The 20,857-nt window shown below is 73.9% G+C and carries 19 protein-coding genes and 1 riboswitch; of the genes, 12 read left to right on the top strand and 7 right to left on the bottom strand.

Going from position 1 to position 20,857, the window contains the following annotated elements; genetic code table 11:
* The first annotated feature begins 286 nt into the window (after window positions 1-286).
* From RVR_RS14200 to otsB, 3 genes are read left to right on the top strand one after another with little or no spacing between them, the layout of a single operon-like run.
* Complete coding sequence (locus RVR_RS14200; protein WP_202234204.1) at window positions 287-1,576, top strand: ABC transporter substrate-binding protein; 1,290 nt, start codon at window positions 287-289, stop codon at window positions 1,574-1,576.
* A gap of 30 nt (window positions 1,577-1,606) precedes the next feature.
* Window positions 1,607-1,951, top strand: coding sequence for a DUF3263 domain-containing protein (locus tag RVR_RS14195; RefSeq protein ID WP_237404733.1), 345 nt, complete (start codon window positions 1,607-1,609; stop codon window positions 1,949-1,951).
* 33 nt (window positions 1,952-1,984) lie between these two features.
* Entirely contained in the window at window positions 1,985-2,833 is an 849-nt protein-coding gene (gene otsB, locus RVR_RS14190; RefSeq protein WP_202234203.1) for a trehalose-phosphatase, read from the top strand.
* Window positions 2,834-3,016: 183 nt separating this feature from the next.
* On the opposite strand, the gene RVR_RS14185 is transcribed toward otsB, so the two are convergent.
* Window positions 3,017-4,441: an alpha,alpha-trehalose-phosphate synthase (UDP-forming) gene (locus RVR_RS14185; protein WP_202234202.1), complete on the bottom strand. Its 1,425-nt coding sequence runs from the start codon at window positions 4,439-4,441 to the stop codon at window positions 3,017-3,019.
* Window positions 4,442-4,518: 77 nt separating this feature from the next.
* On the bottom strand, window positions 4,519-5,484 hold the full coding sequence (locus RVR_RS14180; RefSeq protein ID WP_202234201.1) for a glucosyl-3-phosphoglycerate synthase: 966 nt from the start codon (window positions 5,482-5,484) through the stop codon (window positions 4,519-4,521).
* Window positions 5,485-5,668: 184 nt separating this feature from the next.
* A riboswitch (SAM riboswitch) is annotated at window positions 5,669-5,800 on the top strand.
* Window positions 5,801-5,818: 18 nt separating this feature from the next.
* Between RVR_RS14180 and thrC the strand changes: the two genes are divergently transcribed.
* The 4 genes from thrC to groL all read left to right on the top strand — a co-directional run bounded on the left by thrC (window position 5,819) and on the right by groL (window position 10,088).
* Window positions 5,819-7,141, top strand: coding sequence for a threonine synthase (thrC, locus tag RVR_RS14175; protein WP_202234200.1), 1,323 nt, complete (start codon window positions 5,819-5,821; stop codon window positions 7,139-7,141).
* Window positions 7,138-7,413: a ubiquitin-like small modifier protein 1 gene (locus RVR_RS14170; RefSeq protein ID WP_202234199.1), complete on the top strand. Its 276-nt coding sequence runs from the start codon at window positions 7,138-7,140 to the stop codon at window positions 7,411-7,413. The genes thrC and RVR_RS14170 overlap by 4 nt, the downstream gene beginning before the upstream one ends.
* A gap of 512 nt (window positions 7,414-7,925) precedes the next feature.
* A complete protein-coding gene (locus tag RVR_RS14165) occupies window positions 7,926-8,129 on the top strand; it encodes a cold-shock protein (protein WP_009339379.1) in 204 nt (67 codons plus the stop codon).
* Window positions 8,130-8,465: 336 nt separating this feature from the next.
* Window positions 8,466-10,088, top strand: a complete 1,623-nt coding sequence (gene groL / locus RVR_RS14160) for a chaperonin GroEL (protein ID WP_202234198.1) — start codon at window positions 8,466-8,468, stop codon at window positions 10,086-10,088.
* A 118-nt stretch (window positions 10,089-10,206) separates the two neighbouring features.
* Here groL and RVR_RS14155 read toward each other — a convergent pair whose 3' ends face one another.
* The 3 genes from RVR_RS14155 to RVR_RS14145 form a co-directional block, all read right to left on the bottom strand.
* The gene (locus RVR_RS14155) at window positions 10,207-10,701 is read right to left on the bottom strand and encodes a glutathione peroxidase (protein WP_202234197.1); all 495 of its coding nucleotides are present in this window, start codon (window positions 10,699-10,701) and stop codon (window positions 10,207-10,209) included.
* A 125-nt stretch (window positions 10,702-10,826) separates the two neighbouring features.
* Window positions 10,827-11,756, bottom strand: a complete 930-nt coding sequence (gene murQ, locus RVR_RS14150) for an N-acetylmuramic acid 6-phosphate etherase (protein ID WP_202234196.1) — start codon at window positions 11,754-11,756, stop codon at window positions 10,827-10,829.
* Window positions 11,757-11,861: 105 nt separating this feature from the next.
* Complete coding sequence (locus tag RVR_RS14145) at window positions 11,862-12,830, bottom strand: MurR/RpiR family transcriptional regulator (RefSeq protein ID WP_202234195.1); 969 nt, start codon at window positions 12,828-12,830, stop codon at window positions 11,862-11,864.
* A 106-nt stretch (window positions 12,831-12,936) separates the two neighbouring features.
* Between RVR_RS14145 and RVR_RS14140 the strand changes: the two genes are divergently transcribed.
* Window positions 12,937-13,272 carry a hypothetical protein gene (locus tag RVR_RS14140; RefSeq protein ID WP_202234194.1) on the top strand — a complete coding sequence of 112 codons (336 nt, stop codon included), beginning with the start codon at window positions 12,937-12,939 and terminating at the stop codon, window positions 13,270-13,272.
* 7 nt (window positions 13,273-13,279) lie between these two features.
* Window positions 13,280-13,558: a DUF4031 domain-containing protein gene (locus tag RVR_RS14135; RefSeq protein ID WP_202234193.1), complete on the top strand. Its 279-nt coding sequence runs from the start codon at window positions 13,280-13,282 to the stop codon at window positions 13,556-13,558.
* A 256-nt stretch (window positions 13,559-13,814) separates the two neighbouring features.
* Here the strand turns inward: RVR_RS14135 and RVR_RS14130 are convergent, their stop codons facing one another.
* The gene (locus RVR_RS14130; RefSeq protein ID WP_202234192.1) at window positions 13,815-16,526 is read right to left on the bottom strand and encodes an excinuclease ABC subunit UvrA; all 2,712 of its coding nucleotides are present in this window, start codon (window positions 16,524-16,526) and stop codon (window positions 13,815-13,817) included.
* A gap of 86 nt (window positions 16,527-16,612) precedes the next feature.
* Entirely contained in the window at window positions 16,613-17,839 is a 1,227-nt protein-coding gene (locus tag RVR_RS14125) for an MFS transporter (protein ID WP_346731454.1), read from the bottom strand.
* A gap of 54 nt (window positions 17,840-17,893) precedes the next feature.
* On the opposite strand from RVR_RS14125, the gene RVR_RS14120 reads away from it, so the two are divergent.
* The 3 genes from RVR_RS14120 to RVR_RS14110 all read left to right on the top strand — a co-directional run bounded on the left by RVR_RS14120 (window position 17,894) and on the right by RVR_RS14110 (window position 20,792).
* A complete protein-coding gene (locus RVR_RS14120) occupies window positions 17,894-18,757 on the top strand; it encodes an AraC family transcriptional regulator (protein WP_202234191.1) in 864 nt (287 codons plus the stop codon).
* A 153-nt stretch (window positions 18,758-18,910) separates the two neighbouring features.
* Window positions 18,911-19,918, top strand: coding sequence for a dihydroxyacetone kinase subunit DhaK (locus tag RVR_RS14115; RefSeq protein ID WP_202234190.1), 1,008 nt, complete (start codon window positions 18,911-18,913; stop codon window positions 19,916-19,918).
* 127 nt (window positions 19,919-20,045) lie between these two features.
* Window positions 20,046-20,792, top strand: coding sequence for a DAK2 domain-containing protein (locus RVR_RS14110; protein WP_202234189.1), 747 nt, complete (start codon window positions 20,046-20,048; stop codon window positions 20,790-20,792).
* Window positions 20,793-20,857 lie beyond the last annotated feature (65 nt).

Genomic DNA, 20,857 nt, shown 5'->3' with positions numbered 1-20,857 from the left:
CTTACCCCGGTAGAGGTCTAGTCCACTCGGCCCGGAAGATCGAACTTAAGGAAAGATGCATATGGCCGGGCAGGTCAGCGGGGAGTGGCGGAAGCGACACGTGGGGCCGGCGGCGGGGGCGGCGCGGGGCCCGCCGTCGAAGCGTTATCACCCATGGTGTAGACCTTGGCTGAAGATATGGGGAAGACTCGGCACTTTCCCGGGGGCCCGGCCTCTCGCGGTGGCCCCGGCGGGTGGCCCCCGCCCGCGTCCCGATCCTTCCGAAGTCCCAAGGGTGGTAGGAACAGTGCAGCGGCGACGACTCCTCGGCCTCGCGGCCGGCCTCACTTCCGCGCTGGCCCTGACGGGTGTCAGCGCCTGCGGCGGCTCCACGGCCCAGAGCAAGGACGTGACGCTGCACCTGGTGGCGGCGGACTACGGAGACGCGAAGACCGACAACAGCTCGCTCGTGTACTGGAACGGCATCGTGCACGACTTCGAGAAGCTGAACCCGAAGATCAAGGTCGACGTGCAGGTGCTGAGCTGGACCGACGTGGACGACAAGGTCGCCGCCATGGTCAAGGCCGGCAACCCGCCGGACATCGCGCAGATGGGCTCCTACGCCGACTACGCCGCCAAGGGCCAGCTCTACAGCGCCGACCAGCTCTTCACGGTGAGCGAGCAGGCCGACTTCATCAGCTCGCTGGCCCAGGCCGGATCGGTCAACCGCACCCAGTACGGCCTGCCGTGGGCGTCCAGCTCCCGGATGTTCTTCTACAACAAGGACCTCTTCAAGCACGCGGGCATCTACCAGGCGCCCAAGACCTGGGCCGACCTCGCCGCCGACGCGAAACTGCTCAAGGAGGACGGCGTCCAGGTCCCCTACGGCCTGCCGCTCGGCCCGGAGGAGTCGCAGGCGGAGTCGCTGATGTGGATGCTCGGCGCCAACGGCGGCATCACCGACTCGGTCGGCAACTACACCTTCGACTCCTCCGAGAACGTCGACGCCCTCAAGTGGGTCAAGACGAACCTCGTCGACGCGAAGCTGGTCGGCCCGAAGGACCCCGCCACGACCAACCGGCAGGACGTCTTCGACGACTTCCTGGCCGGCAAGGCGGGCATGATCAACGGCCACCCGACACTGCTGGCGCAGGCCCGCGCGCACGGCATCGACGTCGGAGTGACGGCGCTGCCCGGCAAGGACGGCCCGGACCAGGACACCCTGGGCGTCGCCGACTGGGCGATGGCCTTCAAGAAGAACGGCAACCTCGACGCCGACCGCGCGTTCCTCCAGTACGTCTACCAGACCAAGAACACCGTCAAGTTCCTCGACGAGTACGGCCTGCTGCCGGTGACCACCACCGCGTCCGAGGTCATGCAGGGCGAGAAGCGCGACGCCGACCTGGTGCAGTTCCTCAACCTGCTGCCGGAGGCGGTCTTCTACCCGGTGGACAAGACCTCCTGGACGACCGTCGACGACCGCATGAAGAAGGTCATCGGCACCGCGGTGCACAGCGACCCGAAGACCGTACTGTCGCAGTTGCAGAACTACGCGGAGACGCAGGACGGCCAGGGGCTGACGTCCGAGGCGCAGTAGCGGCAGCGGCAGCGGTAGGGAGCGGCGGACGTGGCCGAGGGCGCGGACGGGGAAGCGGGCGCGGGCGCGGAGGCGCGCGGGGACGTGGAGGCGCGCGGGGGCGGCGCGGGCGCGGACGGCGGTTCCGGCGCGTCCGCGCGGGAGGCTCCCGGCGGGCTGTCCGCGCGCGACCTGGCGGTGCTGGACCTCGCGGGGCGGACCTGGAGCGGTCCCGGCCCGCGGGACCGGGCGATCCGCGAGCGGCTCGGCATCTCCCCGACCGCCTTCTTCCAGCACCTCAACGCCCTCCTCGACGACCCCCGCGCCCTGCGGGCCGCCCCGACCACCGTCAACCGCTGGCGCCTGACCCGGCAGCGGCACGCCGACAACCGCTGAGGGGTGCCCGGGCGGTTCCGTTAGGCTCGCCCCATGGCCTTCGCCGAGACGTTCACCCCGCGCACGCCCGAGGGCAGGGACGGGTTGACCGCGCTGCTCGCCCACCCCGAACGCGCGGTCGTCGCACTGGACTTCGACGGCACGCTCGCGCCCATCGTGCCCGACCCCGAACAGGCCCGCGCCCACCCCGGCGCGGCGGCGGCACTGGCACGGCTCGCCCCGCACCTGGCCGCCGCGGTGATCCTCACCGGCCGCCCGGCCGCGGTCGCCGTCCGGTACGGCGGCTTCGCCGAGGTGCCCGGGCTGGAGCACCTCGTGGTCCTCGGCCACTACGGCGCCGAGCGCTGGGACGCCCGCAGCGGCGAGGCGCACACGCCGGCCGCCCCCGAGGGCGTCACCGCCGTCCGCGCCGAACTGCCCGGCTTCCTCGAGTCGGTGGGGCGGTGGCCGGGCCTGTGGATCGAGGACAAGGGCGGCCACGCGGTCGCCGTGCACACCCGCCGCACCGACGACCCCGACGCCGCCTTCGAGGCGCTGCGCGCGCCGCTGGGCGAACTCGCCGCGCGCCACGGCCTGGTGGTCGAACCCGGCCGGTACGTCCTGGAACTGCGCCCGCCCGGCGTCGACAAGGGCGTGGCCCTCACCGGCTTCCTCCGCGAGGCCGGCGCGGGCAGCGTGCTGTACGCGGGCGACGACCTCGGCGACCTCGCCGCGTACGCCGCGGTCGAGGACCTGCGGGCCAAGGGCCTGCCCGGGCTGCTGGTGGCCAGCGCGGGCGCGGAGGAGACCCCCCAGGAGGTGCTGGCGCGGGCCGACCTCACCGTGGCGGGCCCGGCGGGCGTCGTCCGCCTGCTGGACCACCTGGCCGACCGGCTGGCCTGACGGCGAGCGGGCGCCGGAGCGAGGAGGCCGGCCGCGGGAGCACCGGGTGCCGGAGCACCAGCCGGAGCACCGGCGGCGGGAGCGCGGGCCCGGCCCGCGCGGGCGGTCGGACGTCGCGGGGCCGGATGTCGAGGTGCCGGACATCGCGGGGCCGGATGTCGAGGTGCCGGACGTCGAGGTTGGTCAGACGTCGAGGGCGTGCAACTGGTCGAGGAACCACCGGGTGGGCGGGAGCGCGGTCGCCGCGGCGGCCAGGCGCTTGGAGCGGTCGGCGCGGTCGGCCTCGGGCAGGGTCAGCGCCTCGTTCAGGGCGACGGCGGTCGCGCGGATGTCGTACGGGTTGACCGTGAAGGCGTCGGCGCCCAGTTCCTCGAAGGCGCCCGCCTCGCGGGACAGCACCAGGGCCACTCCCTGGTCGGAGACGACCGGGACCTCCTTGGCCACCAGGTTCATGCCGTCGCGGATCGGGTTGACCAGGGCCACGTCGGCGAGGCGGTACGCCGCCAGCGAGCGGGCGAAGTCGTCGTCGACCTTGAGGATCACCGGCGTCCACCCGGCGGTGCCGAACTCGTCGTTGACCTCGGCGGCCACCCGGGAGACCTCCGCGGTGTACTCCCGGTAGCTCGCCAGGTCCTGCCGCGAGGGGTAGGCGAACGCCACGTGGACGACGCGCTCGCGCCACCCGGGGTGCTCGGTGAGCAGCCGCCGGTAGGCGTACAGGCCGCGCACGATGTTCTTCGACAGCTCGGTGCGGTCCACCCGGACGATCAGCCGGCGGCCCGGGCCGGCCTCGGCCCGCAGCGCCGCCATCCGCTCGACGACGTCCGGCCGCTGCGCGCGCTCGCGCAGGAACTCCGCGTCGGCCCCCAGGCCGTGCACGCCCAGCCGGGTGGTCCGGCCCCGGTGGGTGACCGACCCGCCGTCGGCGGACACCTCGGCGCCGAGCACGTCGGCGCAGCACGCGGCGAACGCGGCGGCCCAGCGGTGGGTGAGGAAGGCGGCCCGGTCGGCGCCGAGGACGCCTTCGAGCAGGCGCGCGGCCACGTCGTCGGGCAGCAGGCGGAAGTAGTCCGGCGGGGCCCACGGGGTGTGCGAGAAGTGGCCGATCCGCAGGTCGGGGCGGCGCTCGCGCAGCAGCGCGGGCACCAGCGCCAGGTGGTAGTCCTGCACCAGGACGGCGGCGCCCTCGGCGGCCTCCTGGGCGAGCGCGTCGGCGAACGCCTCGTTGTACGCCTCGTAGGCGGCCCAGTGGTCGCGGAACTCCTCGTCGAAGACCGGCTCGAAGGGGGTCTGGTAGAGGAGGTGGTGCACGAACCACAGCACCGAGTTCGCGATGTCGTTGTACGCCGCGTGGAAGACCTCCGGGGGGACGGCGATCATCCGCACCCCGGGCTCGGCGACCCCGCGCCGCACCGCCTCCCGGTCGCCGTCCGACAGCGCCGCGCACACCCACACGGCGCCCGCGTCGGGGCCGATCGCGCTCAGCCCGGAGACGACGCCGCCCCCGCCCCTGCGGCTGCCGAGGGTGCCGTCCTCCGCCACGGTGTACGACACCGGGCCGCGGTTCGACGCGACCAGAATCCGGGCACCCTGCGAAGATCCCTCCATGCCGCCAGCTTTGCCGGTTCCCGCGCAGCTCAAACGTCCCTCCGGTGTGCGCTTCGTCCCCCTCCGGCCCGGCCGCCCTACGCCGCCTTGCGGGCCAGGTACTCCGGGAGCGCGGCCATGGGGGGCCGTTCCTCCGTGTCGACCGGGTGGGTGCGGGGCACGAAGGCCGTGCCGGCCCGCCCGAACTGGGTGAGCTGCGGACGGACCAGGTGCCCGCGGGCGAGCCGGACCTGTGCGGTGCGGTAGATCGCCGCGGCCATCCGGCCGAGCGCCTGGCCGTCCTGGTGCCGGTGGTGCCGCACCCCGACGTCCACCTGCCCGAGGCCGTCCAGGCCCACCAGGTCCAGCGCGTCGACGAGCATGCCCAGCTCCACGCCGTACCCCACCGGGAAGGGCAGCCGCTCCAGCAGGGAGCGGCGGGCGGCGTACTCCCCGCCGAGCGGCTGGACGAACCCCGCCAGCCGCGGCCAGTGCAGGTTGAGCAGCGGACGGGCGACGAGTTCGGTGACGCGGCCGCCGCCCGCGGGCACCACGGCGCCGCCGGTCTCCAGCGGGCGGTCGTACATCGCCTTGACCAGGTGCACCGCGGGATCGGTGAGCAGCGGGCCGACGATCCCCGAGACGAACCGGGTGTCGAACTCGCGCAGGTCCGCGTCGACGAAGCAGACGATCTCGCCGCCGGTCACCAGCAGTGAGCGCCACAGCACCTCGCCCTTGCCGGGCAGGGCGGGCAGCCGCGGCAGGATCGCGTCCCGTTCGACCACGCGGGCTCCCGCGGCCGCGGCGACCTCGGCGGTGCGGTCGGTGGAGCCGGAGTCGACCACGACCACCTCGTCCACCAGCGGCACGGCCGCCGACATCAGGTCGCGGCGGATCGCGGCCACGATCGCGCCGACCGTCGCCTCCTCGTCGAGGGCCGGCAGCACCACGCTGACCGTGCCCTGGGCGCCGGCCGCGCGCTTGGCGTCCAGCAGCCGGCCGAGCGGCCGCTGTGCGGCCGACCACGACCGGGTGCGCAGCCAGTGCTCCACCTCGTCGAGCACGTGAGTCCTCTCCCTCGCGACGCCCCGGAACCGGGCGTGTGATCCATCTCGCGGTGCGGACGACTATCTCAATTGCCGCCCCTGTCGGTTACAGTCTTGAACAACGCGTGACGCCACCGCATGCCGGGGGCGCGACGCGCACAAACGCGACGGGTCCGGTCCGTACCGGCCCTGGTCGCCATACCGCTCATCCAGAGGGGCAGAGGGAACGGCCCGTAGAAGCCCCGGCAACCCTCCCGCCGACCGCGAGGTCACGCACGGTGGGGAAGGTGCCAATTCCGTCTCGTGACGCGCCCGCGTGCGAGGAAGATGAGGAGAAAGGGCCTCGCCTGTCATGGCTGCGCAAACCGTCGCAAGCACCACCGACTCCACCCCCGGCACCCAGGGTGCCCAGGACGCCGGAGCCCCCGCACCGTTCGGGCCGGCCGCCGCGCTGTCCTGCCGGGAGTGCGGCGCCCGCTACCCGCTGAGCCCGGTCTTCGCGTGTCTGGAGTGTTTCGGGCCGCTCGAAGTGGCCTACGACCTGCCGACCGGCGACCCCGAGGCGCTGCGCGCGCGCATCGAGGCCGGGCCGACGAACATCTGGCGGTACGCCCCGCTGCTGCCGGTGCCCGCCGACGTCACCACCAAGCCGAACCTGAACCCCGGCTGGACCAAGCTCGTCAAGGCCGACAACCTCGCCCGTGAACTGGGCATCACCGGCGGCCTGCACGTCAAGGACGACTCCGGCAACCCCACCCACTCCTTCAAGGACCGGGTGGTCGCGATCGCGCTGGAGGCCGCCCGCACCTTCGGCCTCACCACGCTGTCCTGCTCCTCCACCGGCAACCTGGCCGGCGCCGTGGGCGCCGCGGCCGCCCGCGCGGGCTTCCGCTCCTGCGTGTTCATCCCGCACGACCTGGAGGCCGGCAAGGTCGTGATGGCCGCGGTCTACGGCGGCGAGCTGGTCGGCATCGAGGGCAGCTACGACGACGTGAACCGCTTCTGCTCGGAGCTGATCGGCGACCCGATCGGCGAGGGCTGGGGCTTCGTGAACGTCAACCTGCGCCCGTACTACGGCGAGGGCTCCAAGACGCTCGCCTACGAGATCGCCGAGCAGCTCGGCTGGCGGCTGCCGGACAACCTGGTCATCCCGATCGCGTCCGGCTCCCAGCTCACCAAGATCGACAAGGGCCTCAAGGAGCTGATCGCGCTCGGCCTGGTCGAGGAGAAGCCGTACCGGATCTACGGTGCCCAGGCCGAGGGGTGCTCCCCGGTGTCGGCGGCCTTCAAGGCCGGGCACGACGTGGTGCGGCCGGTGAAGCCGGACACCATCGCCAAGTCGCTGGCGATCGGCAACCCGGCGGACGGCCCGTACGTGCTGGACATCGCCCGGCGCACCGGCGGGGCCGTCGAGGACGTGGACGACGAGCAGATCGTGGACGCGATCAAGCTGCTCGCGCGGACCGAGGGCATCTTCGCGGAGACCGCGGGCGGCGTGACCGTCGGCGTGCTGAAGAAGCTGATCGAGTCGGGGCAGCTCGACCCGGCCGCCGAGACCGTCGTGCTCAACACCGGCGACGGACTGAAGACCCTGGACGCGGTGGCGCCCACCACCGGACCGACCGCGACCATCCGCCCGACCCTTGCCGCATTCCGAGAGGCTGGCCTCGCATGAGTGCTTCCGTACGTATCCCCACCATTCTGCGCACCTACACCGGCGGCCAGGCAGAAGTGCCCGCCGAGGGTTCCACCCTCGCCGAGGTGATCAACTCCCTTGAGCGCGATCACCAGGGAATTTCGGCACGCGTACTGGACGACGCAGGAAAGCTGCGGCGTTTCGTGAACGTGTATGTCAACGATGACGACGTGAGGTTTTCCCAGGGTCTGGAGACGGCCGTGCCGGATGGCGCGAGTGTCTCGATCATTCCCGCTGTCGCCGGCGGCTGAACCTCCGGCCGTCCCTCGGATCGACGCACCCGTCGTCGGCCGAACCGAGCGCCGCCCGGCGGGAGTTGGGCGGCGGGCGCGGGTTCGGGCGGTTTGTGCCCCGTTCACCCCTGTGGGTGGACGGGGCATCCGCGTCACAGGGCGGTAGTTGAAGAGTTGTACAGTTGCCGGTGGCAATCTCGCGGCGCGGACACCCGGTGCAAGCGACCTCAGCGATTTATCGCCAAATTCACGAACGAATTCTGCCCTTCGTCCGGTATGTCCGGCCCGGCTTGCCCCGGCTTATCGTTTTTTCTCGGGCTATTTCCGATGGGTCGCGCCCAGAATTCTCGTCCGATTGACCTGTTGCAGACGGCATCCGTGCAGATACATTCAGCCGCGGTCGACGCGTTCCGGCGCACGCCCCCCAGGGGCCCCACCTGTCGACGGTAAGGGGTCAACGGGCGGGTGAGGTCTGACCCGGGCCCGTGAAGTGCGGGGCCGCGATAGGGCCAGCAATAGGGGAGTTAGGAATGGCTCAGGGCACCGTCAAGTGGTTCAACGCGGAGAAGGGCTACGGCTTCATCGCGGTCGACGGTGGTGCGGATGTCTTCGTCCACTACAGCGCGATCCAGATGGACGGGTACCGCACCCTCGAAGAAGGCCAGCGGGTCGAGTTCGAGATCTCGCAGGGTCAGAAGGGGCCGCAGGCGGACATGGTCCGTCTCGCCGGCTGACTTCACGGCGCGTTCGACCATCGACGCGACCTTTCACACGGAGGAGCCGCACCCCGCCCGGGGTGCGGCTCCCTCCTTTTCCGGCGCCCCGCCGGGGCGCCCCCGACCTGCGGGGCAACCCTGTTCACGACCGGACCCCCGGAGCGAACCGCTTGCACTCGCAGGGGGTGAGTGCTAATCATTGGCGTTAGCACTCTCCGCGTGAGAGTGACAGCAGGGCCGGGTCGGTGAGGGCCGTGCGGACGTCGGGAAGGAACCGGCGGCCGGCGGGCCGTCCGTCGCGGGCACCACACGGTCCCGAGCGCAAACAACCCAGTCCGCGGAGGACACTTCACCATGGCCAAGATCATCGCGTTCGACGAGGAGGCACGGCGCGGCCTTGAGCGCGGGATGAACCAGCTCGCCGACGCCGTCAAGGTCACCCTGGGCCCCAAGGGCCGGAACGTGGTCCTCGAGAAGAAGTGGGGCGCTCCCACGATCACCAACGATGGTGTGTCCATCGCCAAGGAGATCGAACTCGAGGACCCGTACGAGAAGATCGGCGCCGAGCTGGTCAAGGAAGTCGCGAAGAAGACCGACGACGTCGCCGGTGACGGCACGACGACCGCGACCGTCCTGGCCCAGGCCCTGGTCAAGGAGGGCCTGCGCAACGTCGCCGCCGGCGCCAACCCGATGGCCCTCAAGCGCGGGATCGAGAAGGCCGTCGAGGCCGTCTCCGCCGCGCTGCTGGAGCAGGCGAAGGACGTGGAGACCAAGGAGCAGATCGCCTCCACCGCCTCCATCTCCGCCGCCGACACCCAGATCGGCGAGCTGATCGCCGAGGCCATGGACAAGGTCGGCAAGGAAGGCGTCATCACCGTCGAGGAGTCGCAGACCTTCGGGCTCGAACTCGAGCTCACCGAGGGCATGCGCTTCGACAAGGGCTTCATCTCCGCCTACTTCGCCACCGACCTGGAGCGGATGGAGGCGTCGCTGGACGACCCCTACATCCTGATCGTCAACTCCAAGGTCTCCGCGGTGAAGGACCTGCTTCCGCTGCTGGAGAAGGTCATGCAGTCGGGCAAGCCGCTGCTGATCATCGCCGAGGACGTCGAGGGCGAGGCCCTGTCGACCCTGGTGGTCAACAAGATCCGCGGCACCTTCAAGTCCGTCGCCGTCAAGGCCCCGGGCTTCGGTGACCGCCGCAAGGCCATGCTCGGCGACATCGCCATCCTCACCGGTGGCACCGTCATCTCCGAGGAGGTCGGCCTCAAGCTGGAGAACGCCGGTCTCGACCTGCTCGGCCGCGCCCGCAAGGTCGTCATCACCAAGGACGAGACCACCATCGTCGACGGTGCCGGCGACACCGAGCAGGTCGGCGGCCGGGTCAACCAGATCCGTGCCGAGATCGAGAACAGCGACTCGGACTACGACCGCGAGAAGCTCCAGGAGCGCCTGGCGAAGCTGGCCGGCGGCGTGGCCGTCATCAAGGCCGGTGCCGCCACCGAGGTCGAGCTCAAGGAGCGCAAGCACCGCATCGAGGACGCGGTGCGCAACGCCAAGGCCGCCGTCGAGGAGGGCATCGTCGCCGGTGGCGGCGTGGCCCTGCTCCAGGCGACCGCCGTCTTCGAGAAGCTGGAGCTGGAGGGCGACGAGGCGACCGGTGCGGCCGCCGTCAAGATCGCCCTGGAGGCCCCGCTGAAGCAGATCGCGGTCAACGCCGGCCTTGAGGGCGGTGTCGTGGTGGAGAAGGTGCGCAGCCTCACCCCCGGCCACGGCCTCAACGCGGCGAGCGGCGAGTACGTCGACCTGGTCGCCGAGGGCATCATCGACCCGGCCAAGGTGACGCGCTCCGCGCTGCAGAACGCGGCCTCCATCGCCGCGCTCTTCCTCACCACCGAGGCGGTCATCGCCGACAAGCCCGAGAAGGCGGCCCCCGCCGCTCCGGGTGGCATGCCCGGCGGTGACATGGACTTCTGATCCACGGGGATCAGCGTCCGACGCGCCGAGGCGGCGCCCCCTCCCTTCGCGGGGAGGGGGCGCCGCCTTCGTCGTACGGCCGGCGGCCGGGCGGCCGGTCCGCGGCCGGCCGCGGGGGTCAGCCCGGGAGCACGGCCTCGACCGCGGCGCGCAGTTCGGGGTCCTGCGGGGTGATGCCCGGGCGGAAGCGCGCGACGACCCGGCCGGTCGGGTCGACCAGGAACTTCTCGAAGTTCCACTGCACGTCGCCCGCCGCGCCCTCGGAGTCCGCCTGGCCGGTCAGTGTGCCGTAGACCGGGTGCCGGTCGGGGCCGTTGACCTCGATCTTGCCGGCCATGGGGAAGGTCACCCCGTAGGTGGTGGAGCAGAACTGCGAGATCTCCTCGTTGGTGCCCGGCTCCTGGCCGCCGAACTGGTTGCAGGGGAAGCCGACGACGGTGAAGCCGCGCCCCGACAACTCCTTGTGCAACTCCTCCAGCGCGGTGTACTGCGGGGTCAGCCCGCACTCGCTCGCGACGTTCACCACGAGGGCGGCCTTGCCGCCGGTGAGCCGCCCGAAGGTGGTCGCCTCACCCGTCAACGTCGTCACAGCCACTTCATTGAGATCGCTCATGCCCTCCATCATGCCTCCCGCGGGCGCGGTCCCACCGGGCCCCGGGCCCATCCGCCGGCGCCTGGCGGGCCGGTGGCGGATGGGCCCGGCGCCCGCGGCGCCGCGGACGGGGGCGGCCCGACGGGTCAGGTCGCCGCGTCGAGCGCCACCCGCAGGTGGCCGTCGGAGGCGGCGAGCAGGCGGCCGGCCGTGGCGGCGTCCACCTTCGCCAGCAGGGTGAGGATCGCCGGCTTGACCTCGCCGTCGGTCGCGCTGAGCGCCTCCTCGATGGCGGTGTCGGCCGCCCCGGTGGCGAGCGCGACGATCCGCCGCGAGCGCGCCCGCAGCTTCTCGTTGGAGGCGCGGACGTCGACCATGAGGTTGCCGTAGGTCTTGCCGAGCCGGATCATCGTGATCGTCGAGAGCATGTTGAGCACGAGCTTCTGCGCGGTGCCGGCCTTCAACCGGGTGGATCCGACCACGAGTTCGGGTCCGACCACGACCTCGATGCCGTGGTCGGCCGCCGCCGCCAGCGGCGACCCGGCGTTGCAGGCCAGCCCGACGGTCAGCGCGCCGGCCCGCCGGGCGAACTCCACGGCGCCGAGCGCGTACGGCGTGCGGCCGGACGCGGAGATGCCCACCACGCTGTCGGCCTCGGTGAGCGCGAGCCCGGCCAGGTCCGCCGCCGCCAGGTCCCTGCTGTCCTCGGCGCCCTCGACCGAGGTCACCATGGCCTCCGGGCCGCCCGCGATCAGACCGACCACCTCGCGTCCCGGCGTGGTGTTGAAGGTCGGCGGGCACTCGCTCGCGTCGAGCACGCCGAGCCGGCCGGCGGTGCCGGCGCCCGCGTAGACCAGCCGCCCGCCGCGTCCCATGCGGGCGGCGATCCCGTCGATCGCGGCCGCGATCGACGGCAGTTGCTCGGCGACCGCGGACGGCACCGTGATGTCCTCGCCGTTCATGATCCGCGCGATCTCCAGCGTGGACCGCCGGTCGATCTCGGCGAGTTCGGGGCGGAACGCCTCCGTGGTGAGTGTCTCCAACTCCCGGCGCAACGCGGTGTACTGGTCGGTCATGTGCGGCTCGTTCATCCTTCTCGGGTGGGCTCGGTGCGGTGCGCGGCGGTCGCCCGGCAGCCGGCGGCGGGAGGAGGGGGGGCCGACGGCGGACGGGCGCCGCCGTCAACTGGGGCGCGGGGCGCGGTGGGTGTGCCGGTGGGCCAGGGCCTCGTAGGAGGCGGACAGCGCCGGTGCGGCGTCGTCGTACGTGCGCTGGGCCACCCCTATGAACAGGCAGTCCACCACGAGGAGTTGGCTGGTGCGACTGGACATCGCGGCCGGCCGCAGCTCGCTCTCCCGGGAGCAGGAGGTGGTGAGCACCACGTCGGCGTACTGCGTGACCGGGCCGTCGGCGCGGCCGCTGATCGCGATGGTGGTGGCGCCGCGGTCGAAGGCGACCCGCAGCGGTTCGATGACGTCCTGCGTGGTGCCGGAGTGGGTGATCGCCAACGCCACGTCGCCGGGCCGCAGTTGCACGGCGTTGGTGACCGCCAGGTGTGGGTCGGTGTGGGCGTGCGCGATCAGCCCGATCCGCAGCAGCTTCTGCGCCAGGTCCTGCCCGACCAGCCCGGAGGCGGCGATGCCGTACACGTCGGTGCGCCGAGCCGACGCCAACGCGACGACGGCGGCCTCCAGTTGGGAGGTGTCGAGCTGGGAGGCGGTGTCGGCGAGGGTCTGCTGCTCCTCCAGCGCGAGCTTGGTGACCACCTCGCCGAGCGGGTCGTCGACGGCGATGTCGGCGGTGACGGCGGGGGCGGCGCCGGTGGCCTGGTGGGCGGCGAGCGCGGCGAGCGCGAGCCGCAGGTCGCGGTAGCCGGGGTAGCCGAGCAGGCGCGCGGTGCGCACGACGGTCGCCTCGCTCGTCCCGGTGCGGACCGCCAGCGCGGTGACGGTGAGGTGGGAGCAGCCGGCCGGGTCGTTCGCGACGGCCTCGGCGACCCGCTGCATCGAGCGGGTCATCGAGGGCGCGAGGGTGCGGACCTTCGCGGCGAGGGCCCCCGGGTCGGGGGCCGCGACGGGTGCGGGCGCGCCGGGTACGCCCCGAAGGGCGCGGACGCTCGGGGAGAAAGTTTCCTTCACGCTATAGGTCACCCTCTGAAAGGTATTTTCACCTTCGTCGCCGCGTCAACCCCGCATCGCGGAGTGCCTCCGAAAGGAGGACGGCGAGGTCACCGGCGGCCGGTTGCACAATGGACGCATGGAAACCGTCCTCCACGACGCCCGCGCCCGCGTCCTCGCCGACATGAAAGCCCGCGACGTCGCCGACGCCGAGGTCGTCTCGCTGCTGGAGGACGCGCTGAGCAAGCGCCGCTGGTGGCTGGAGCAGTGGCCGCAGGGCGCCGCGTTCGTACCGGGGCTGCTGGCGCAGGACGTGCAGGACGCCCTGCTGGAGACGCACGGGCGGTGGCCGCTGTGCCCGCTGTGCGACGACCCGCACGCGTTGGCGGTGGAGCCGGAGTTGGGCGCCGATCCGCACTGGGTGTGCGAGGCGCGCGGCGAGGCGGTCGCCCCGGTCGGCGCGCTGGGCGGGTGAGGCGCGGATGACCGTCTACATCGACCCCCCGACCTGGCCGGGCCACGGCCGGGTCTGGTCGCACCTGGTGAGCGACCGCTCCTATGCCGAACTGCACGCCTTCGCCCGGCTGCTGGGCGCGCCGGAGCGGGCGTTCGAGCGCGACCACTACGACATCCCGGCGGCCAGCTACCTCCACGCGGTGCGGCTGGGCGCGGTCGAGGTGGGCAGCAAGGAACTGGTGCGGCGGCTGACGGCGGCGGGGCTGCGCCGCAGGAAGCCCCCGCGGGCCGGCCGCACCCCGTAATCGGGGGGGGGGCTATCGGGCCCGCGCATTTCCGAATGGCCGGCAGACGGCGGCTGACCTGCCCGGATTCCCGGTGCGCCGGATGAGCTGACGGCCCGTCCGCGGCCATTGTGGGCTTGTATGCTCCCCAAATTATCTTGACAATTTACGGGCGTAGATGCGAAATTCGCGTACTGGTGACCCGGGGATGCGGTGGCGTCCGCGGGTCGGCGTGGTGGGAGGCGCGGAGGGGGCTCCTCCCGCCGCGCAGCCTTCGTCAGACGGTGCCGCTTCCGTCCCCGGGCGCTCTGCCCGCCCCGCCCGCCAGCCGCTTGGCGAGATAGGGCGCCGTCCGGCTGCCCGGCGCCCGTGCCACCTCCGCCGGCGGCCCCGCCGCCACCACCCGGCCGCCGTCGTCGCCCGCGCCGGGGCCGAGGTCCAGTACCCAGTCCGCGCCGGCCACCACGCCCATGTCGTGCTCGACCACCACGACCGTGTTGCCCGCCGCGACCAGCCCGTGCAGCCGGCGCATCAGCAGGTCGGTGTCGGCCGGGTGCAGGCCGGTGGTCGGCTCGTCCAGCAGGTAGAGGGTGCGGCCGTGCCGCGCGCGCTGCAACTCGCCTGCCAGCTTGATGCGTTGGGCCTCCCCGCCGGACAGCTCCGTGGCCGGCTGGCCGAGCCGGAGGTAGCCCAGGCCCACGTCCCGCAGCGTGCGCAGGCTGCGCGCGGCCGCGGGCACGTCGGCGAAGAAGCCCGCCGCCGAGTCGACCGACATGTCCAGCACCTGCGCGATGTTCCGGTCCCGGTAGGTGATCTCCAGGGTCCGCGGGTCGTAGCGGGCGCCGTGGCAGGTGGGGCAGGGCGCGTAGGTGCCGGGCAGGAACAGCAGCTCGACGGCGACGAACCCCTCGCCCTGGCAGGTACCGCAGCGGCCGGAGGCCACGTTGAACGAGAACCGGCCCGGGGTGTAGCCGCGCGCCCGGGCCTCCCCGGTCGCGGCGAAGACCCGGCGGACCGCGTCGAACAGGCCGGTGTACGTCGCCAGGTTGGAGCGCGGCGTCCGGCCGATGGGCCGCTGGTCCACGCGCACCAGGCGGTCCACGGCGTCCGCGCCCCGCACCGACCGCACCCGCACGGCGCCCTGCTCCGCGTCCACGGTGTCCCCGCCCTCCCACGGGTCCTCCCCGCCGCCTTCCACCGCGTCCTCCCCGGCGTCCGCGGCCTCCTCCCCGCGGGAGCCGCCATCCGGGTCCGGGCGTGCCACCACCTCCGCCAGCACCTGGCTGACCAGCGTCGACTTGCCCGAACCCGACACGCCCGTCACCGCGGTGAACACGCCCAGCGGCACGTCCACGTCGAGGTCGCGGAGGTTGTGCCGGTCCACCCCGCGCAGCCGGATCCAGCGGCCCGGCACGCGCGGCACCCCGGCACCCGCGCCCGCGCCCGCACCCGCGCCCGGGTCCGCACCCGCACCCGCACCCGCACCCGCACTCGTGCCCGGGTCCGCACTCGCGCCCGTGCTCGTGTCCCCGCCCCCGCCCGGCTTCCGGCCCGCGGCTTCGAAGAGGTACGGGCGCGTGGCCGACTCCCGCACCTCCGCCAGGCCCGGCACCGGGCCGCTGTACAGCACCCGCCCACCCCGCTCCCCGGCGCCGGGGCCCACATCGACCACCCAGTCCGCGCGCCGCACCACGTCCATGTCGTGCTCCACCACGAACAGCGTGTTGCCCTCCGCGCGCAGCCGTTCCAGGACGTCCAGCAGCGGCTCGGTGTCGGCCGGGTGCAGCCCGGCCGACGGCTCGTCGAGCACGTAGACGACGCCGAACAGCCCGGCGCGCAACTGCGTGGCCAGCCGCAGCCGTTGCAGCTCGCCGGGCGAGAGGGTCGGTGCCGGGCGGTCCATGCCCAGGTAGCCGAGGCCCAGGCCGACCAGCACCTCGATCCGGGCCACCAGGTCCCGGGCGAGCGAGACCGCGGCCTCGGTGGCCTCGCCGGAGGCGGCCGAGGCCACCGCCGCGCCGGGTGCCGCCAGGGCGGCGGTGCCGCGCAGCACCTCGGCGAGGTCCGCCAGCGGCAGCGCGGCCAGCTCCGCGATGTCGCGGCCGGCGAAGGTGACCGCCAGCGCCTCCGGCCGCAGCCGCCGGCCCCCGCACACCGGGCACAGCGCGCTCTCCAGGTGGCGGCGCACCCGCCGCCGGGTGGCGGCGCTCCTGGACTCCGAGAACGCGCGCATCACGTACCGGCGCGCGCTCATGAACCGCCCCTCGTAGGGGCGTTGGATGCGGCCCGCCTCGCGCACCGGGTGCACCGTCACCACCGGCTGCTCGTCGGTGAACAGCAGCCAGTCCCGGTCCGCCTGCGGCAGCTCCCGCCAGGGGCGGTCGATGTCGTAGCCGAGCGCGTCCACCACGTCGCGCAGGTTCTTGCCCTGCCAGGCGCCCGGCCAGGCCGCGATCGCGTGGTCGCGGATGCTCAGCGACGGGTCGGGGACCAGCGAGGACTCGGTGACCCGGTGCACCCGGCCCAGGCCCTGGCACTCCGGGCACGCGCCGATCGCGGTGTTCGGGGAGAACGCGTCCGAGTCCAGCCGCTCGGCGGTGCCCGGCGGGTAGGTCCCGGCGCGCGAGAAGAGCATCCGCAGCAGGTTCGACAGCGTCGTCACGGTGCCGACCGACGAGCGGGAGGTGGGCGCGCCGCGCCGCTGCTGGAGCGCGACGGCCGGCGGCAGCCCGGTGACCTCCTCCACCTTGGGCGCGCCCACCTGCTGGATCAGCCGGCGGGCGTACGGCGCGACCGACTCGAAGTACCGCCGCTGGGCCTCCGCGTACAGGGTGCCGAACGCCAGCGACGACTTGCCGGACCCGGAGACCCCGGTGAAGACGGTCAGCGCGTCGCGCGGCACCTCGACGTCCACGCCGTCGAGGTTGTGCACCCGCGCGCCCCTGACCCGCACGAACGGGTCCGACGCGCCGCCGTGACCACTGCCCATCGCTCCACTGTCCCACCGGCGGCGCGGTCGCGCCCGCGGCGGGGCCGCGCCGGGCCGACCGGCAGCCGGTGGACGGGCGCGGGTGGTCAGGGGGTGCGTGACGGCTCGGGCAGCAGCAGGCCGAGGGCCAGGGCGAGCGGGGGGACGACCAGCAGGGCGGTCAGGGCGCCCCGGGGCCCGTGCGCGTCGGCGACAAGGCCGAGCAGCGGGGAGAGCAGCCCGCCGACGCTCACGCCGAGCCCCAGGGTGACCCCGGCCGCGGTGCCCGGGCGGGTGGGCAGGTAGTCCTGGCCGAGCTTGACCAGCACCGCGAAGGGCAGGTTGAGGCAGACCCCGGTGAGGACCGCGAACAGCAGGGGTGTCACGCGGCCCGGGGTGAGCAGCAGCCCGGCGAGCATGGGCAGCGCGAGCGCGCCGCCGAGCTGCACCGTGCGGACCATGCCGATCCGGTCCGCGATCCGGCCGCCCAGCAGGGTCCCCCCGACCCCGCCGGCGAGGAAGCCGGTGAGCGCGACCCCGGCCAGTCCCCGGGAGGCGTGCAGGTGCCTGATCCAGTACAGCTCGATGAAGGTGTTCACCCCGAAGAAGGCCACGGAGCGCACCACTTCGACGCCGGTCAGCGCGGCGAACGGGCCCCACCGGTCCACCCCGCCCGCGGCCGCCGCCGACGCGCTCGGCGCCTGCCGGCGGCGGTGGCGCAGCAGGACGTACGCGGTGAGGACGGCGGGCGGGATGAACAGGGCGGTGGCGCCGACGCCCCAGGCGATCAGCGCGGGCGTGGCGAGGACCGGCGCGAGGAAGAAGCCGACGCTGCCGCCGGCCGCGAAGACGCTCATCGCGGCGGCGCTGTCGCCGGCGTCCTCGCGCGCGGACTTCCCCGCGGCCGGGTGGAACATCGCGATGCCGAGCCCGGACAGCATGATCAGGCACCACACGGCGGCGTACGAGGGCACGACGCCGGACAGGCCGAGGGCGATCCCGGCGAGGCCCACCCCCGCCCCCGCGAGCCAGCCCAGCCGCATCCGGTCCACCGCCAGTCCGATGAACGGCTGCGGCACCGAACTGCCGAGCGTGGCGGCGAGGGTGAGGCCGGATGCGGCGACGTACCCGTAGTGCCGGTCGAGGACGAAGTACGGCACGGTCGCGGGGACCAGGCCCTGGTAGAGGTCGTCCACGGCGTGGGCGACGCCCCACAGGCGCATCCGCCGCCAGGTGCCGCGGGTCGGGGTCGGGGGGCGGGAGGGGTCCGGTCGGGAGGTGTCCGGTCGTTCGCTGTCCGGTCGGGAGGCTGCCGTGTCGGTGGTCCGGGTCATACCGGAAGCCTGCCGAGCGGGTCGGATGGTCGGCTACCGATACTCTGTCTGTTTATGCCGACAACCCGCCAATCGGCCTCCCGGTCCCCCGAACGGCCCGCCCGGCACCCCCGTGATCCCGGACCGCACCCCGCGGGCGGCCCCGCGCCCCGCCCGCTGGACGGGCCCACCCGCCAGGAACTGGTGCACCGCGAGCGCATCGACTGGCACCACCACGCCGTGGACCAGCTCGTCCACCCGAGCAGCGGGGTGCTGCGGGTGTCCACGCCACTGGGGGCGTGGGTGGTGCCGCCCTACCGCGCGGTGTGGATTCCCGCGGGGGTGCCGCACGCGCACGAGGCGCACGGGCGCACCGACATGCGCACCCTGTCGTTCCCGCCCGGGAACGGGCCGTTCGGCGACGACCGGCCCACCGTGGTGGCGGTCCCGCCACTGCTGCGGGAGCTGGTGGTCGCGCTCACGGACGCGCCCGACGCCGCACACCCGCCGTACACCGCGGCCCAGCGCGCCGACCTCGAACGCGTCGCGCTCGTCCAGCTTCGCCGGGTGGAGGCGCTCCCGCTGTACCTCCCGGCGTCCGACGACGACCGGCTGCGGGCCGTCGCCGCGCTCCTGCGCGCCGATCCCGCGGACGACCGGACGCTGGCGGAGCTGGGGGCGGCGGTGGGGGCGGGGGAGCGGACGCTGAGCCGGCTGTTCCGGGCGGAGCTGGGGATGACGTTCCCGCAGTGGCGGACCCAGTTGCGGCTCCACCACTCGCTGACGCTGCTCGCGGCGGGCCACTCCGTCACCTCCGTTGCCACCGCCTGCGGGTACGCCAACGCCAGTGCCTTCATCGAGGCGTTCCGCCTCGCCTTCGGGGTCACCCCCGGGAAGGGCCGCACGCGTCCCCCCGGCCTCCCCGGTCCCCCCCGTTGAGGGGCACCCGCCGGACGGGGGGACCCGGCGGGACGCCCCCACCGGGACGCTCCACCGGGAGGCGGTCGCGGGCCGGGCGGGACAAGGGCACCCGCAGGTCCGGTTGCCGCGCTCCCCGGGACCGCTCAGCATGAGGTGACAGGAGGTCGTCTCATGGGCCTTTACTTCGTGAACGCAGCCGACGAACTGGTGGGGGACGCACTGGCCGGCTTCGCCCGGGCCCACGCGGACCGCGTGCGCTGGGACGAGCGGGACGGCTACGTACAGGCGCTGAAACCGGCGCCGACCCGCCGGGTCGGCCTCGTCTCCGGTGGCGGTTCGGGCCACGAACCGCTGCACACCGGCTACGTCGGGACCGGGATGCTGGACGCCGCCTGCCCGGGCCGTGTCTTCGCCTCGCCCCACAACCGGCAGATCTTCGCCGCGTCGCGCGCCGTGGCGGGTGACGGCGGCGTGCTGCACGTGGTGAAGAACTACACCGGCGACAAGATCAACTTCGGTATCGCCGCGGAACGCCTCGCCCGGGAGGGCATCGCCTGCGGCCGGGTGCTGGTCGACGACGACGTGGCGACGGAGTCGGACGAGGTCGCCACCGGACGGCGCGGCACCGGCGCGACCGTCCTGGTCGAGAAGATCCTCGGCGCGGCCGCGGACACCGGGATGGGCCTGGCGGAGCTGGTCGAGCTGGGCACGGACGTGGCCGGCCGGTGCCGCAGCCTCGCGGTCGCCTCGGGCGCGCACACCTCGCCCGCCACCGGCCGCCCCGCGTTCGACCTTCCGCCCGGCGCCATCGAGTACGGCGTCGGCATCCACGGCGAGCGCGCCCGCCGCACGCTGGCGGAGCGCTCGCTGCGCGACCTCGCCGAGGACATGGTCGGCTCCCTGGCCGACTCCCTGGACCTGGGCCCGCGGGCGCGGGTCGTGCTCCTCGTCAACGGTCTGGGCGGAGTCACCCGTCTGGAGCTGTACGCGGTACTGGGCGAGGTGGCGCGGCTGCTGGACAAGCGCGGCGCCACGCCCGTACGGACCCTCGTCGGCGACTATGTGACCGCGCTGGACATGCGGGGCTTCTCGCTCACGCTGCTCGCCGCCGACGACGCGACGCTCGGCTACTACGACGCCCCGGCCGCCGCCCCCGCGTGGTGCGGGCGGGCGGGCTGACCGCGCCCGCGACCGGGCGCCCGCGCCGAGGGTGCCCGGGAGCAGGCGCCATGACCAGGTGCCCACCGCCGGGCGTCCCACGGGGCCCGGTACGACCGCCGGGCAGGCAACGACGGGAGACGCAGCGATGCTCACATCAACCGACACCGGGTTCCCCGAGTTCTCCGAGCCCTTCCGCTCCACCGGCTTCACCGACTTCACCGAGGGCTGGGTGCGCAGGTTCGCCGCCTCCGCCGCCGCGACCGAGGCCGAACTGACGGCCCTGGACCAGCAGGTGGGCGACGGCGACTTCGGGGCGAACCTGGTGGCCGGGTTGCAGGCCGCGCTGCGGCGGCTGGGCGCGCCCGGCGTGCCGGCGTCACCCCCGGCCGTACCCGCCTCGCCCGCCGTGCCGGCCCCGCCCGCGTGGCCGCTGGAGGCCGCCGCCTCCGCGTTCCTCGACGAGGTCGGCGGCACCAGCGGCCCGCTGTTCGGGTTGCTGCTCCAGGAGATCGCGGTCTCCGTGGCCGCCGGGGACGGTCCGCCCGCCGTCGCGCTGGCGACGGGCGCCGGCGGCGGGCTCGCCGCGATCCAGCGGGTCGGGGAGGCCGCGGTCGGGGACAAGACCCTGGTCGACGCGCTGGCGCCGGCCTGCGACGCGCTCGCCGCGCAGGCCCGCACGGCGCCGGGCGACCCGTCCGCCGCGGCCGCCGAGGGGGCGCGGGCCGCGTGGGGCGGGGTGCGCAGCACCGCCCGGTTCACGGCGCGGCGCGGGCGGGCGAGCTACCTCGGCGAGCGGGCGGCGGGCGTGCCCGACCCGGGAGCGGTCGGGATCGCCCTGCTCTTCGCCTCGGCGGCCACCACCGTGCCCACCCTGGCGCCGTACCTGGGCTGACGTGCGAGGAGGGGGTGGGCGGACGGTCCCGCTGGGATCGGGACCGCCCGCCCGGCTTCGTCCCG

Source organism: Streptomyces sp. SN-593 (genome assembly GCF_016756395.1).
GTDB classification, from domain to species: domain Bacteria; phylum Actinomycetota; class Actinomycetes; order Streptomycetales; family Streptomycetaceae; genus Actinacidiphila; species Actinacidiphila reveromycinica.
This window is presented reverse-complemented; position numbering and strand designations above follow the sequence as displayed.